Here is a 14,306-nt window from a genome sequence, read left to right as displayed (position 1 = left end):
GAATGAACGTATTTGCAGCAGAATTTGTCGGCACTTCCCTCTTGCTTGCCATGGGCTCGGGCGTAGTCGCCAATGTGGTCCTAAATAAAACGAAGGGTTTTAATTCGGGATGGATTGTCATCACCACTGCCTGGGCATTGGGGGTCTTTATCGGGGTAGTAGTGGCCGGACCCTACAGTGGGGCACACCTTAATCCCGCGGTCAGTATAGGTTTGGCAATCGCTGGAGATTTTGACTGGGCGCTGGTGCCCAAGTACGTCCTTGCCCAAGTCTTAGGGGCCATGTTTGGCTCTGGAATTGCCTGGCTGGTCTACAAGGATCACTTTGACGCGACGGATGACCCGGAGCTGAAATTTGCGCCATTTGGTACGGTACCCGCGATTCGGAACCTATCTTCCAATTTACTATCCGAGATGGTCGGTACTTCGGTTTTGATTATCGTGATTCTTTATTCCACCGGACCGGTTTTGGAAGACGGCCAAAATACTCCCATTGGCTTGGGTTCGCTTGGAGCACTGCCGGTGGCGTTTTTGGTCTGGGTGATCGGCCTTTCTCTGGGAGGTACCACCGGTTATGCCATCAACCCGGCCAGAGATTTGGGTCCCAGAATCATGCACCAACTGTTACCCATAAAAGGCAAGGGCCCTTCGGATTGGGCATATAGTTGGGTACCGATCGTCGGCCCGATTCTGGGGGCAGCGGTGGCCGCTGGAATTTACCTGCTCCTGGGTGTCGGGGGCATGGTATAAATCCCGCGTTAATAGCTCCTTCCCAAAATTTGGATGCGGTGCGAGTCCAGTTTGACGAAAATAAATAAAAGCAAGGTAAACGACCAGAGGGACGAACCGCCATAACTGAAAAATGGCAAGGGAATGCCAACTACCGGAAACAAGCCGATGGTCATGGCAATGTTAATGGCAAAATGAAAAAAAAGCAGGCTCACCACGCAGTAGCCGTAAATTCGGGAAAAGCGTGTTTTTTGTCGCTCGGCGAGGAAAATCAGCCTGAGCAACAAGGTGACAAATAGGGCAATCATCACCAGGCTCCCGATCCATCCAAACTCCTCTCCCAGCGTACAAAAGATAAAGTCGGTGTGTTGTTCCGGTACAAAGTCGAATTTGGTCTGGGTGCCTTCCAGATAGCCTTTCCCCAGAAGGCCTCCCGAGCCAATTGCAATTTTGGACTGGGTGACGTTCCAGCCTACGCCCAGTGGGTCTACGTCCGGATCAAAAAGGACCATGATCCGGTTTTGCTGGTGTGGGGGTAGTTTTTCTACCACCTTGTCCAGGCTATAGGAATAGCCCACCATGATCAGTCCGAGAAAGAATATTCCCAGTAAGTTTTTCCATGTTTTTTTACTGGCCACTACCAATAAAACAATCAGCACACCCAATCCTGAAAACAGGTACCAGGTATTTGCCACGGCGAGCGTAAGAACGGAAAGCGCAATCAGGCTTAGGGAAAATACGTAGTACTTCTGGGGCATCCCCTCTCTGTATAGCATGATAAAAAAAGCACTGTAGACCATGGCCGTACCGGTATCCGGCTGAAGCATGATAAACGAAACAGGAAGCATCACGATACCTACTGCCTTCAGTTGATAACTCAGTTTGCTCAGGTCGAAAGTGGGATTTTCCATGAGTTTTGCCAGTGCCAATGCAGTAGCAAATTTTGCAAATTCGGCGGGTTGAAGGCGGAATGCACCCAACTCAAACCAGGCTCGTTGTCCGTTGATCTCCTTTCCGATAAAAGGAGTTAGGAACAAGATGATTACAAAAAAAAGGTACAGTACCAAACTCAGGTTTTGAAAAAGCCGGTAATCTGCAACCATGATCAAAACGATCAGCAGAATCGCCGTTCCAATCCATACCAGCTGTTTCCCCGAATTGATGGAAAAGTCAAAGATGGATGTTGCATTTTGCTCATCGTAGACGGCCGCATAGATATTCAGCCAGCCCAGTAGAACCAGTGCAAAATACAATCCGATGGTTACCCAATCGATCCTGTGGAAATATGTGTCTTTCTGTCTCAATTAATAAATAAAATCTCCGGCCAAAACGTATTCTTCCAGCTGGGGCCGGCGAATCTCACCGGTCAGGTATTTTTCAATCAACAGGCTGGCCGTACTGGCGGCAGCCCGGCCACCCCACCCCGCATTTTCTACGTACACCGCGATGGCTATTTTTGGATCTTCTTTGGGCGCAAAGGCGATAAAGACCGAGTGGTCTTCTCCTGCCGGGTTTTGCGCCGTTCCCGTCTTACCGGCAATGGCGAGGTCTTTCATGATGGCCCGGGAAGCAGTCCCCGACAAGGCTGCCTCCATGGCATCCTGAATCAAATCGAAATGCACCGAATCGATTCCCGTATACAGCTTGGTTTTGAATTTTTCAGGAATACGCGAAGGATCGCCACCGATGGATTTTATCAAATGGGGGGTGTAATAATACCCCTTATTAGCAAAAATTGCGGCGAGATTGGCCATTTGTAGGGGGGTAACCAGTATTTCCCCCTGACCAATGGAAAGCGAGTAAATGGTGGAATACTTCCATCGCCCTTCTCCGTAAATGCGGTCATACAGCTGGCTGGAGGGGACGGAGCCTCCTTTTTCTCCATGGATATCGATGCCCAGCCGGTCACCTAACCCAAATTTCCGAACGGATTCCCGCCATTGATCCAGACCAATTTGGGTGTCTTTGTAGGTGTTCGAGCTAACTTCCCGGTTGATGATCTGGCGGAAGGCCTGGTGGTAATAGGGATTGCAGGAGTTACGTATGGCGCCAAAAAGGTTAACGGGGCTGGCATGGTCGTGGCAATTTACCAGGGCCTTGTTGCAGGCGAAGGTTGTGTTGGGTGTAAGAATGCCTTCCTGCAAGCCAATCAATGATTGAACAATTTTAAATATTGATCCCGGGGGGTACATGGCCATGATAGGCCGATTAAAGAGGGGCTTTTCTGGATCCAGGCTGAGGGATTGGTAGTTCTGCCCAAACTTTGCCCCGGTGAGGATGTTGGGATCGTACACGGGGGCCGAGATCATGGTCAGGATTTCCCCCGAATTCGGCTCAATCGCCACTATGGATCCGCGTTTTCCTTCCATCAGCTTTTCCCCATAGACCTGTAGGTCCAGGTCCAGAGTGGATTGTAGGTTTTCTCCCGGAAGGGAGAGCGTATCCAGATCCCCGTTTTTAAAGGCGCCCTTCTCGATTCCCCGCACGTTTACCAGCTTGTATTTAGCCCCTTTCTTTCCCCGTAACTCGGGCTCGTAGTAGGATTCGATACCGCTTAGGCCCACGTAGTCCCCCTGAGAATAATACCCCGAACTATCACGACTCAGTTGCGAAGCATTGATCTCTCCGATGTACCCAAGTGCACCGGAGGCGGCCGATTGAGGGTAGGAGCGGACGGACCGCGTCATGACAAAAAGCCCCTTGTAATCGATTAGAAAATCTTGAATTCCGGCAAATTCCTCCTTGGAGATTTGCTTGATCAGTGGAGAGGGTTTTACCCAGGAATAGCTTCTTGCCGCGTTGAAATTGGTGACCAACAGGTCTTTTTCCACACCGAAAAGCTCACAAAACCTGGCCGTATCTTCCAGGTGAAACTCCCTGGGGATTACCATCAGGTCAAAAACCGGGTCGTTGAAAACCAGCAGCGAATTGTTCCGGTCGTAAACCAATCCCCGGTAGGGATGATCCACCACCCGTTGGATGGCGTTTTTTTCCGCCTTCCTCAGGTAACTGTCATCCGTAACCTGAATTAAGAATAGCTTTCCCAACAACACAAATGCTATCAAGCCAATGCTGACAGCGACCACCAACGACCTACCTGTATACATTTAAATCACCCTTTCTTTTCTATAAAATATTGCTTGCACGATGCTTCCAAGAATAAACGTGAATGCAGTGCTACTCACTACCCGTATAACGAGCGGCAGGTATACTTCTGTTCCTAAACTGTCGATATAAAAAAACAATCCGTGATGAACCAGCAGCAAAGGCAGGCAATAAAACAAAAACCAACCGAATCCCATGTTTAGCAAGGTGGGTGGGACATTGTCATCGTAGCCTCCGGTGGGGGTGTTTACTTTGATCCAGGAGTTCCGGATAAAGCCCAGGAGAACGCCGCTGGCAGCGTGCATGCCAAGGCTGTCGTAAAACAGATCAATCAGCAGTCCCATAAAAAAGCCAATCAGCATGAGTGGTATGGTCGGTAATTCGTGGGGAAGACTGAGTATGAAAAATACATAAAGAAAACAAAAGGCATAGCCAAACAAAACCAAATCCTTAAGTATAAAAACCTGGATCAGGAAGTAAACGATAAAGCTACCGCTGTATTTTAAAAGTGCACCTGAGCTCATGGTCCTGGGGTCCTGTTTTCTATCTCCAAACTATCCAATTCCTCCCGAAGATCATTTTCCACCAAATAGACATAATTTAACCGGCTGTAATCGGCACTTAAACGTAAGGTTATATCCAGATAATTTCCCTCAACCCCAGGCTTAACCTCCTTTACTTTTCCTATGGATATTCCTTCCGGAAAAACGGCATTGTATCCCGAGGTCACAATTTCCTGTCCGGGAACGACTTCGACATGCCTTGGCACGTATAGCAATTTGGCTTCATCCGATTTCAGGCCGTCCCACTTAGTGGATCCGATGACCTCGGTCGCCTTGATTTTGGAAGAGATTAGCAGGTCGGTATGTAGAACCGAAATAACGGAAGAAAAATGTGTACTTGTTCCCTTCACTCGCCCAATGACCCCTTGCTCGTTAAATACCCCCATCCCCTCCTTGACTCCATCGACGGTTCCCTTATTCAAGGTTAGGTAATTTTGGCTAAGGTGAATGGAGTTATTGATCACCCTGGCCGACCAGAATTCAAAGGAATTCGCCAGGGTACTGTCCAGACTAAAAGCTACCGAATCCCGAACCGGGGTTAGTTGATGCAGGCGGTTGAGCAGCGAAGCATTTTTTTCTGCCAAAGATTGATTGACGGTATAGAGCGAAAAATAAGACATAAAGTTGGTTTTTACCGCCAGTAGGTTTCCGGTCAACTTATTGCTGCTATTGAAAAAAACGGCTCCCTGTGGTGAATTATGTGTGAATACGATCCCTACGGCCAACATCTCCAGGACTAGAAAAAGAATAAGTGCCCTCAGTCGGTATAAAAATAATATGATTTGTTGCATTCTGCTTTTACGTCATGAGTACGGTTCTAAAATTATTGATATTTTTCAGCGCATTTCCGGTGCCTCGAACCACCGCGCGCAGTGGATCTTCGGCAATGTGTATAGGCAATTTGGTTTTTTGATGCAATCGGCGGTCCAGCCCTTTTAGCAACGCGCCTCCTCCTGTCAGGTGAATGCCGTTGTCGTAAATGTCCGCTGAGAGTTCCGGAGGGGCAATCTCCAACGCCTTCAAAACCGCTTCCTCAATTTTCGAAACCGATTTGTCCAGGGCAAAGGCGATTTCAGAATACGAAACTTTGATGACTTTGGGAATACCGGTCATCAAATCCCTGCCTCGGATTTCGTAATCCTCCGGTGCATCGTCCAATTCTGTGAGGGCAGAACCAATGGCAATCTTGACCTTTTCTGCCGACCGTTCTCCAATCAGCAGGTTGTGTTGCCTCCGCATGTAGTCCAGAATGTCTTTGGTAAACGTATCCCCTGCCACCCGGATGGATTGATCGGCTACGATGCCTGACAAGGCAATTAAGGCAATTTCGGTGGTGCCTCCTCCGATGTCTACGATCATGGACCCCATTGGTTTTTCGATGTCTATTCCGATTCCAATCGCAGCTGCAATGGGTTCGTAAATCATGTAGACTTCTTTTCCTCCTGCATGTTCGGCCGAGTCCCTTACGGCTCTTTTTTCTACTTCGGTAATACCGGATGGGATACAGATCACCATTCGATGCGATTGGGGAAACATGCCCTTGTTGTGGCCCGGAATCATCTTAATAAGGCCCCGGATCATCTGTTCGGCTGCGTAAAAATCGGCGATTACTCCATCTTTCAGCGGACGGATGGTTTTGATATTTTCGTGCGTTTTTTCGTGCATGTTCATGGCCTCCCGACCTACCGCAAGTACTTTGTTATTGGTCTTGTCGATCGCAATAATCGAGGGCTCGTCCACCACGATTTTCTCTTTATGAATGATCAGTGTATTGGCTGTGCCCAAATCAATGGCAATGTCACTGGAAAAAAAGTCAAATAATCCCATCTTGGTCCTTTCTAAATTAAATGATTATTGGTTCTTTAAAGTTAGCATATTTCAGCCCTTTAAAAGAACGGGAGCCCACAAAAATAGTACCTTATTTCGGATTTATTCCGTTAAGCATTCCTCTATATTTGGGTTTGTTCCGTCGAAATCAGAAAAATCCGGGAAGGATTACTCCCTGCCCGGATTTTTCTCCGGCTTGGATCGCAGCTCGCTATTGCATGAACGGGTACCTCAATGCTTGAAGTGACGGATTCCTGTCATCACCATGCTCATGCCGTGCGCATCGCAGTAATCAATGCTCTCTTTGTCTTTAATGGAGCCTCCGGGTTGTACCACTGCACGAATGCCGGCTTGATCGGCTATTTCCACGCAATCCGGAAAAGGAAAGAAAGCATCGGAGGCCATCACCGCCCCGTTAAGATCGAACCCAAATTCCCGTGCCTTTTCGATGGCTTGTTTCAGGGCGTCTACACGGCTGGTTTGGCCCACTCCACTGGAGAACAATTGATCTTTATTGCTCAGTACGATGGTATTGGATTTGGTATGTTTGCAAATTTTTAATGAAAATACCAGGGCATCCATTTCATCGGCCGTCGGAACTTTTTTTGTGGCTACCTCAAAATCAGCCCTGCTCTCCGTTTTAAGGTCCTTGTCCTGCTGCACAAAGCCATTCAAAAGCGTTTTGACCTGATGGGTACCGGTAAGATTGATTTTCTGCTTGAGCAGAATGCGGTTTTTCTTTCCCTTCAAAAGTTTGAGAGCTGCATCGTCAAACTCCGGCGCTATCAACACCTCAAAAAACAGCCCGTGCATTGCCTCGGCTGCCGGAAGATCAACGGTCTGATTCGTAATCAGTACTCCTCCAAAAGCAGAAACGGTGTCCGCTGCAAAGGCCTTCTCGTATGCTTCCTTTACCGATTTCCCCAATGCTACCCCGCAGGCGTTCGTATGCTTGAGAATGGCAAATGCAATTTCATCCGGGAATTCTTCAATCAGCGCTACAGCCGCATCCACATCCACCAGATTGTTGTAGGATAACTCCTTGCCATTTAATTGGTCGAATAAATCACCCAAATCGCCGAAAAAATGAGCACTTTGGTGGGGATTTTCTCCGTAACGAAGTTGCTTTGCCTTGTTTTCACTGATTTTCAACGAAGGGATTTTTTCCTCTCGGTTGAAATAGTTAAAAATCTGGGTATCGTAATGGGAGGAGACCTGAAAAGCCCGGGCTGCAAAATAGCGGCGATCTTGTACCGAAAGGCTGCAATTCTGGGAACGGAGTCTCTCTTCCAATTCTCCATACTGATCCCGGGAGGCGATGATGGTTACGTCCTGAAAATTCTTTGCTGCCGCCCGGATCAAGGCAATTCCGCCGATGTCGATTTTTTCAATGGTTGCCTCTTCCGAGGCGCCCGATGCTACCGTTTCTTCAAACGGGTACAAATCCACGATGACCAAGTCAATCGGTGGAATGGCGTATGCTGCAGCTTGTTCCACATCTTCTTCGTTTCCCCTTCGGTGTAGGATTCCTCCAAAAACTTTCGGGTGAAGGGTTTTTACCCTCCCTCCAAAAATTGAGGGATAGCCGGTTAGCTCTTCTACAGGGATAACTTCGGCCCCCTGCGCTTCTATAAATTTTTGCGTACCTCCGGTAGAGTAAATTTTCACACCTTGCTCTTTGAGCAGGGCAATAATGGGCTCAAGGTTATCTTTATAAAAAACAGATAGCAGTGCAGATTGTATTTTTTTTTCAGCCATTGGTATGTGTAATTTTTTCTTTTCCGAAACCTGCAATAGATCCATCGTTTTACCTGCAATAATTCGGAAAATTCATCGGTAAGAAAAGGTGTTCGATTCGATTGAGAGGGCAAAGTTAGGAAAATCAGGGCATTAAATCAGGCTTTCGATCACATTTGGGTAGTATTTGTGTTCGAGTTCGTGGACTTTTTCGGCAATTTGCTCCGGACTGTCCCCTTCAGCAATTGGAACGGCCGCCTGAAAAACGATTTTCCCTTCGTCGTAATTCTCATTCACCAGATGAATGGTGATTCCGGTTTCGTGCTCTCCCGCTTCCTTCACTGCTCGATGAACATTCATCCCATACATCCCTTTACCGCCATACCCGGGAAGCAGCGCGGGATGGATGTTGACGATTTCCCCCCGGAATTCACGGATCAGTTCCCGGGGTATTTTGAGCAAAAATCCGGCGAGGACCAGCAAGTCCACTTGTCGGAGGCGTAATAGTTCTAGCAGCCCTCCATTCTCCATTTCTTTTTTTGAAAATACAGCGGTAGGTACGTCAAACAATTTCGCTCGTTCCAATGCGTAGGCATCTTTTTTATTGGAAGCGAGCAGGACGATCCTTGCCTTGGGGGATTGTTGGAAATACTCCATGATTTTTTGGGCATTGGTCCCACTTCCAGAGGCAAGAATGGCGATGTTTTTCAAGGCGAGCAGCAGTTTTGGTTGGGCTACAAAAATACAAAGGAAATCGAAAGACGTTTCGGATATTCAGGAAAAAACGGGCGATCACTCCGATGGGAAATGTACCACCACCTCGGGGTGCATGGTATAAAACCGAAATCGCTCGCCATCATGGACCAAAATACCGCTGGATTTATTGTCTCTCGTGATGGGGTTTTGTTCGTACTTGGTCCAATGAATCAGATCGCTGGAAACGGCGACATTCATGGTCCAGTCACTCCAGTCTTCCAGGGAGGTGCCGTGGTAATAGGCATAGTAGTAATCCTGGTATTTAATAATCTGGTTTACTGCCAATCCATACTGATCGTAGGTCTCGGGTCCCATGCGGATTACCGGATCGTCCTGAACGTTCGTCCAGACCTCGCGATCGGTGGAAGTGGCCAGCCAAATGCCTTGGTCGTTTCGTTCGTAAAACAGGTACCAAATGCCATCTTCTACCCAAACGCTGGGCGTCCCATAGGGACCTTCGCTCAAGGGGCTCCCATCGGTTTTTCGGATATCCAGGCTGCCCTGATTTTCCCAGTGGATTTTATCGGTAGAAGTCAGCATTTTCGCTATGTCATTCTTTCCCTCGGCAAACATATAATACGTTTCTCCCTCCTTCCAGACCATCATGTCTTCCACCCAGCTTTCTTCGAAAACGGGGTTGGCATCGGATCGCTCCCAATGAAAACCATCTTCCGAAAAGGCATAGCCCAGTTTGAGGAAGGTACCCGGATCGTATCCGTCAAAGCCTGTGTACCAAAGGTGATATCCGTCCGCTTCCTTTAGGATAAACCCCCTTTCCCGTATCTTTCGGTCCCAGGTATCTTCTCCCGTACCTCGGAATACAGGGTTTTCCTCCAGTGGAGAAAAAGAGATGATTTCTTTGGGGAATGGTTTGTTGTCTGCACGATCGGTATCCGAGGTGCCGCCAGATTCAGAGCGGCAGGCAAAAGAAAACGACCAAATAATCAGCAATGCTAATGGTATCCGTACTTGTTTCATCCCTCAATATACGGTAATGTGCCAAAAAACTAAAGAAAGCTCATGCTGAGAATACCGGTTAGCATCAAAATTTTTGAAAACCTACTCAATTCTGTAAAGTGAGACCGGCGGTCTGCCTGGTAGATTTTAAACATAAACAGAAAGAAAAACAGGCTCAGCATCCCAAAATAAAAGAATAGCAGAGGTTCGTTGAGCCGAAAGGTCACGACGAGTATGGCTGCTACGAACAAGAAAGCAATAACAAAGATAACCTGTTTCGTTTTTCGGAAACCCAACACGATGGGGAGCGTCCGGCAGCCGTGTTTTCGGTCCCCGTTTCGGTCTTCGATATCTTTCAGGATTTCGCGGATTAGATTGATAAAAAAGGCGAAGAGGGCATAGGTAAGGATCAGCAGCTCCGATTTTTGGTAGTACAGGCCTACAATCCAAATGGCCAGGCCTGTGAGCGAAGCAACGGTCAGGTTGCCGATAAAGGGAAGACGCTTGAGTGAATTGCTGTACAGCCAAAGCAAAAAAGCGGCGATAAAGGTAATGGCGCCAATTCTTGGATGTACCAGCACGCCTAGTAAAATTCCCGCGAGGTTCATCAGGCTGTGGAGAATCATGACCATTCTCCGCTTCATCCCTTTCCCGATGACCACCGCTTTGGGACGGTTTACATAATCGATTTTCACATCGTAGTAGTCGTTGATCATGTAGCCGGAGGCGGTTAAAATAACCGTGGAGGCGACCAATAAGTAGAGGTGATAGTCCAAAAGGACGGGTAGCCCCGACGCGGTGGTTTCAATCAGAAAAAAGGCGGTCATGACCTGGGCAAACGCCACCATTAGCAGGTTTCCCGGGCGAATAATCTTCACAAAGGCACTAAACGTAAAGACTGGCGATGCCTTCATTTTCTTCATGGTACAAAATAACGACAAAAGGACCAACGAGGACACTATTTCCCTGGAAAAAATCCATTTCATTTGCAGTTTTAAAAAATGACTGCCTGTGATGGGAATTCAGTGGCTATCAATGATGTTCTGCGAGATCAGCTGGTAGATTTCGGCTACTTTTTCGTTGGGAGACAGGTACTGAAGGTGGTTTTCCAGGGTGTCAAAATCGCCCCGTACGGCAGGCCCGGTTTGAGCTGCCTTTGCGCCCATCTGAAGACTCTTGTTGATTTGTTCCACCACCAGAGGTTTCAGCATGTCAAAACTCAGTCCCTGGTTCTTTATCAGCGATTCTGCCAATAGCAACATGTGATTGGTAAAATTTGAAGCAAAAACGGCGGCGACGTGGATGGACCGACGCTTGGCAGAGGCCACCTCGTAGTAGGGAGAAGAAAGGCTTTTGCAGACGTCTTTCAGCATTTTTAGGGTTTTTGTCCCATCGCCTTCCAGCAAAAACGGCACCTCCTCAAAATCAATTTCTCTTCCCTTACTCAAACTCTGCAAAGGGTACAGGATGCCGGTGTGATCCGCCGAACTGTAGCCCAAAATATCCAGCGGAAGCGTTCCGCTGGTATGTAACAGGGTACTCCCCTCTGGAAGTAGTACGGCTTCGGCGATGGAGGCAACCGCCGTATCGCTTACCGCGAGAATGTAAAGGCTTGCATCGCTTTCCGTAAAATCCAGACTGTCGCAAGCCTCGGTGCCGTAAAGCCTGGAGGCGAGTTGCTCGGCGGCTCCAAGGTTTCTCCCGTAGACCTCGGTAAGGATGTGCCCGGCGTTTTCCAGAGCAGCAGAGAGGTGGTAGGCGACGTTGCCGGTACCGATCATTGCAATCTTGTATTTCATCGGTTCATAATTTGCTTTTCAAAAGCCCCATGGTATCGTGTCAATTTTCTGTTTTCATGGGCATCTTGCAACAACCAACACTGGCTACACTCAAGCCTGTGGAATCTCCCAGGCTTCCCCTGTACTATTGCGGCAGCCGTCCCTATGTCGCTATCCCCATACCGCACTGTGCCAGGCGGGGGCGATTGCCTACCCGCAAACATAAAAAAATAACCCCCAAAATGCATTGGGGGCATGAATAATCTCAAAAGAAATGCAATAGGACGTCTATTCCATCCCCTTCTTTTTCATTTTCTGAAATTCGTCGAACCGGCGGAAAATGGCAACTGAGAATCCAATAAGCATCACGATGGTACCCAACCACAGCACATTGATCATTGGCTTGACTGCTGCCTTCATGACAACGTAATCCTTTTGGTAGGTATCTACCTTAAAAACAAATTTGTTTTCTTCTGGCACGATGTTTTCCACCTCTACCCGAATGCCGAGATCGTTGTCGATATCAGGAATTTTTCCCACCTGATTTCCACGAATCAGGAATACGGGCGCCAATTTTTTCTCCACGTCGTAATCCAGTATGGTAAGATTGGCCTTTACTGCTACGTCCCCTTCTTCCAAAGGCAAGCCGTCCAGCTCATTCACCACTTCTGCTCCTTCAAAGCGGGTGACAAAATCGTTGATAAAAAACTGCTCGCCTGGCGCGGCTTTGACCAGGTCGCCTTCCTTCCATTCTGGTTCTTCGTAGTCGTTAATTGCGGATACGTGGGTGTAGAGGTCCCGTGTAAGGTATCTTTTCGAGTCCGGCGAGGAAATCAGGCCCATGGTGGGATTCGGCTGGGACATGGGGAATAAGGTGAACTTCAGTTCGTCGTCCTGGTAGTACTCTACCTTAAAATAAGAGTTTTCCTGAAGCACCAAAGTCACGGTGTCTCCTTTTTGGTGATACAGTTGATTATTTACCCGAATGTCCCTGAGCGCCACCGATTGGTTGATCTCACCGGTGGCTTCGAGGGCATCTGCTTTCACGTAGCCGGGGATGCCTACTACTTTCTTGTACCGGCCTCGGTAGATGACTTCGTATTCTTTCATCTGAAGAGGCTTGTTGATCCAGAGCAGAACATTTTCTTTGTTCAACTCATCCTCCCAGTCCTTTTTATAGGTCAATCCGGACATGTTGATGGAAATGGTATCCGAGTAGCCGGAAGAAAACATCACTCCAATCAACACCATGCCCAGTCCAATGTGGGCAAGGGAGCCGCCAGATAGTTTGAACGTTTTCTTTCTCACAAGTTTGATTAAAATGGTGCTGTTGGCTACGATGGTAAAGGCTCCTGCCAAAACGATGACGATATAGGTGATATCGTATACTTTTCCAATGGTGACGATCAGGGCGGCAAGGACCATGGAGACGATGTACGGCATGACCAGGGCATTTTTCAAATCCTGCTTATCCATTTTATTCCACCAAAAAAACTGCCCGATACCGGTGAGTAGGGCCAATGCCACCGCAAACCAGAGTTGAAATTTGGTGTAAAAACCAATTTGATCTGCTGGTGGAGCCAGATTGGAAAGCCCGCCAAAGCTTTCGACCAGGGCGTTGTAAACAGGTATGGACGTTGGTACGATCACCTGAAATGCCATCAATCCCAAGGTGGTAGCACCAATAAATATCCAAAACTCCCGGGAGTAGACAGAGGCCTCTTTCTCTGAAGTAGGAATGTTTTTCCACTCCCTGATTGCAAGAAACATCGCTACCGCTAAAAAGAAGAGCATGTATATCAATAGTTGCCCGGAGAGTCCCAAATCAGTAAAGGAATGCACCGAAGAGTCGCCCAGCACCCCGCTGCGGACCAAAAACGTGGCGTACAATACCAGAATAAACGAGCTGATCACCAGCACCATTGAGGTCTTTAATGCAGTCGAACTCTTTTTGAAGGTGATCATGGTGTGGATGGCCGCGACCATGATAAGCCAGGGCACGTACACCGCATTCTCGACAGGATCCCAGTTCCAGTAGCCACCGAAATTAAGTGTGACATAGGCCCAGTAGGCACCCATAATGATCCCCATTCCCAGAATCATCGCAGAGAATATGGCCCAGGGTAGGGCAGGACGGATCCACTCGGAGTATTTTTTTAACCCGAGGCCGGCCATGAGGAAGGCAAAGGGGATTAGGGTAGAAGCATACCCTAGGAAGAGCGTTGGAGGGTGGATAACCATCCAGATGTTTTGCAACAGCGGATTTAGTCCCGTACCGTCTTCGGGAACGAACTCGGGATTGATCTGAAAAATGGGCGCTTCGGACACGTCACGCAGCAGCATAAACGGAGAACTCCCGATTTTCAGGTCACCAATGACCACTCCCAGAATCATGGAAACCAGAAATGCCTGAACCAGCATAAACACCAGCATTACAGGCCCTTCCCAAAACCTATTCGTATGAATCACAACCAGGCCCAGCACTACGTTCCAGAAAATCCAAAGGATAAACGCACCCTCCTGGCCTTCCCAGAAACTCGAGATCATGTAATGCACCGGCAATCCCCGGGAAGAATGGGAATATGCGTAAAAATATTCGAAACGGTGGTTGTATATGATTTCAAAAAGGGAAAACGCAATGGCCACCGATGCAATTCCGTGGATATAAAAAGTAATTCTGCTAAAATTTCGCCAGGATGTTTTTTCCAACTCGCTCGCACGAGTGTAGTAATAATAGGATACAGCCGAAACCAATGCGCTGACAAAAGCCAGGATCACCATGAAATGGCCGAGGTTACCCATAAAGGTATTCATCATGTGTTACGTAATTTTAAAGGTGTGCGAAATTCCGGCGC

The 14,306-nt window shown here is 48.0% G+C and carries 12 protein-coding genes; 1 reads left to right on the top strand and 11 read right to left on the bottom strand.

The window, feature by feature from the left end:
- Nucleotides 1–2 precede the first annotated feature (2 nt).
- A complete protein-coding gene (locus ABWH99_RS22710; RefSeq protein WP_375584056.1) occupies nt 3–749 on the top strand; it encodes an MIP/aquaporin family protein in 747 nt (248 codons plus the stop codon).
- Nucleotides 750–757: 8 nt separating this feature from the next.
- Here ABWH99_RS22710 and rodA read toward each other — a convergent pair whose 3' ends face one another.
- The 11 genes from rodA to ccsA form a co-directional block, all read right to left on the bottom strand.
- Nucleotides 758–2,032: a rod shape-determining protein RodA gene (gene rodA / locus ABWH99_RS22705; protein WP_375584055.1), complete on the bottom strand. Its 1,275-nt coding sequence runs from the start codon at nt 2,030–2,032 to the stop codon at nt 758–760.
- Nucleotides 2,033–3,835 carry a penicillin-binding transpeptidase domain-containing protein gene (locus ABWH99_RS22700; RefSeq protein WP_375584054.1) on the bottom strand — a complete coding sequence of 601 codons (1,803 nt, stop codon included), beginning with the start codon at nt 3,833–3,835 and terminating at the stop codon, nt 2,033–2,035.
- Complete coding sequence (gene mreD / locus ABWH99_RS22695; protein WP_375584053.1) at nt 3,836–4,357, bottom strand: rod shape-determining protein MreD; 522 nt, start codon at nt 4,355–4,357, stop codon at nt 3,836–3,838.
- Nucleotides 4,354–5,187 carry a rod shape-determining protein MreC gene (mreC, locus tag ABWH99_RS22690; protein WP_375584052.1) on the bottom strand — a complete coding sequence of 278 codons (834 nt, stop codon included), beginning with the start codon at nt 5,185–5,187 and terminating at the stop codon, nt 4,354–4,356. Before mreC ends, mreD begins: the two co-directional genes overlap by 4 nt.
- 7 nt (nt 5,188–5,194) lie before the next feature.
- On the bottom strand, nt 5,195–6,223 hold the full coding sequence (locus ABWH99_RS22685; protein ID WP_092172517.1) for a rod shape-determining protein: 1,029 nt from the start codon (nt 6,221–6,223) through the stop codon (nt 5,195–5,197).
- Nucleotides 6,224–6,454: 231 nt separating this feature from the next.
- The gene (purH, locus tag ABWH99_RS22680; RefSeq protein ID WP_375584051.1) at nt 6,455–7,981 is read right to left on the bottom strand and encodes a bifunctional phosphoribosylaminoimidazolecarboxamide formyltransferase/IMP cyclohydrolase; all 1,527 of its coding nucleotides are present in this window, start codon (nt 7,979–7,981) and stop codon (nt 6,455–6,457) included.
- A gap of 132 nt (nt 7,982–8,113) precedes the next feature.
- Complete coding sequence (gene purN / locus ABWH99_RS22675) at nt 8,114–8,671, bottom strand: phosphoribosylglycinamide formyltransferase (RefSeq protein ID WP_375584050.1); 558 nt, start codon at nt 8,669–8,671, stop codon at nt 8,114–8,116.
- A gap of 81 nt (nt 8,672–8,752) precedes the next feature.
- Nucleotides 8,753–9,694, bottom strand: a complete 942-nt coding sequence (locus ABWH99_RS22670; protein ID WP_375584049.1) for a glycosylase — start codon at nt 9,692–9,694, stop codon at nt 8,753–8,755.
- Nucleotides 9,695–9,723: 29 nt separating this feature from the next.
- The gene (locus ABWH99_RS22665) at nt 9,724–10,596 is read right to left on the bottom strand and encodes a geranylgeranylglycerol-phosphate geranylgeranyltransferase (RefSeq protein WP_375584048.1); all 873 of its coding nucleotides are present in this window, start codon (nt 10,594–10,596) and stop codon (nt 9,724–9,726) included.
- Between the two features lie 99 nt (nt 10,597–10,695).
- The gene (locus ABWH99_RS22660; protein WP_375584047.1) at nt 10,696–11,472 is read right to left on the bottom strand and encodes a Rossmann-like and DUF2520 domain-containing protein; all 777 of its coding nucleotides are present in this window, start codon (nt 11,470–11,472) and stop codon (nt 10,696–10,698) included.
- A 267-nt stretch (nt 11,473–11,739) separates the two neighbouring features.
- Entirely contained in the window at nt 11,740–14,268 is a 2,529-nt protein-coding gene (ccsA, locus tag ABWH99_RS22655; protein WP_375584046.1) for a cytochrome c biogenesis protein CcsA, read from the bottom strand.
- Nucleotides 14,269–14,306 lie beyond the last annotated feature (38 nt).

The sequence above is a fragment of the Cyclobacterium xiamenense genome, assembly GCF_042140265.1.
In the GTDB taxonomy this organism is placed as follows: Bacteria; Bacteroidota; Bacteroidia; order Cytophagales; family Cyclobacteriaceae; genus Cyclobacterium; species Cyclobacterium xiamenense_A.
The sequence above is the reverse complement of the archived record's forward strand: the minus strand, read 5'-3'. Positions and strand labels throughout refer to the sequence as shown.

Coding starts and splice junctions, on each gene's coding strand:
- mreD (WP_375584053.1), bottom strand. CDS start 4,357: ATGAGCTCAGGTGCACTTTTAAAATACAGCGGTAGCTTTATCGTTTAC.
- ABWH99_RS22700 (WP_375584054.1), bottom strand. CDS start 3,835: ATGTATACAGGTAGGTCGTTGGTGGTCGCTGTCAGCATTGGCTTGATA.
- purH (WP_375584051.1), bottom strand. CDS start 7,981: ATGGCTGAAAAAAAAATACAATCTGCACTGCTATCTGTTTTTTATAAA.
- ABWH99_RS22710 (WP_375584056.1), top strand. CDS start 3: ATGAACGTATTTGCAGCAGAATTTGTCGGCACTTCCCTCTTGCTTGCC.
- mreC (WP_375584052.1), bottom strand. CDS start 5,187: ATGCAACAAATCATATTATTTTTATACCGACTGAGGGCACTTATTCTT.
- ABWH99_RS22660 (WP_375584047.1), bottom strand. CDS start 11,472: ATGAAATACAAGATTGCAATGATCGGTACCGGCAACGTCGCCTACCAC.
- ccsA (WP_375584046.1), bottom strand. CDS start 14,268: ATGATGAATACCTTTATGGGTAACCTCGGCCATTTCATGGTGATCCTG.
- ABWH99_RS22670 (WP_375584049.1), bottom strand. CDS start 9,694: ATGAAACAAGTACGGATACCATTAGCATTGCTGATTATTTGGTCGTTT.
- ABWH99_RS22685 (WP_092172517.1), bottom strand. CDS start 6,223: ATGGGATTATTTGACTTTTTTTCCAGTGACATTGCCATTGATTTGGGC.
- ABWH99_RS22665 (WP_375584048.1), bottom strand. CDS start 10,596: ATGAAGAAAATGAAGGCATCGCCAGTCTTTACGTTTAGTGCCTTTGTG.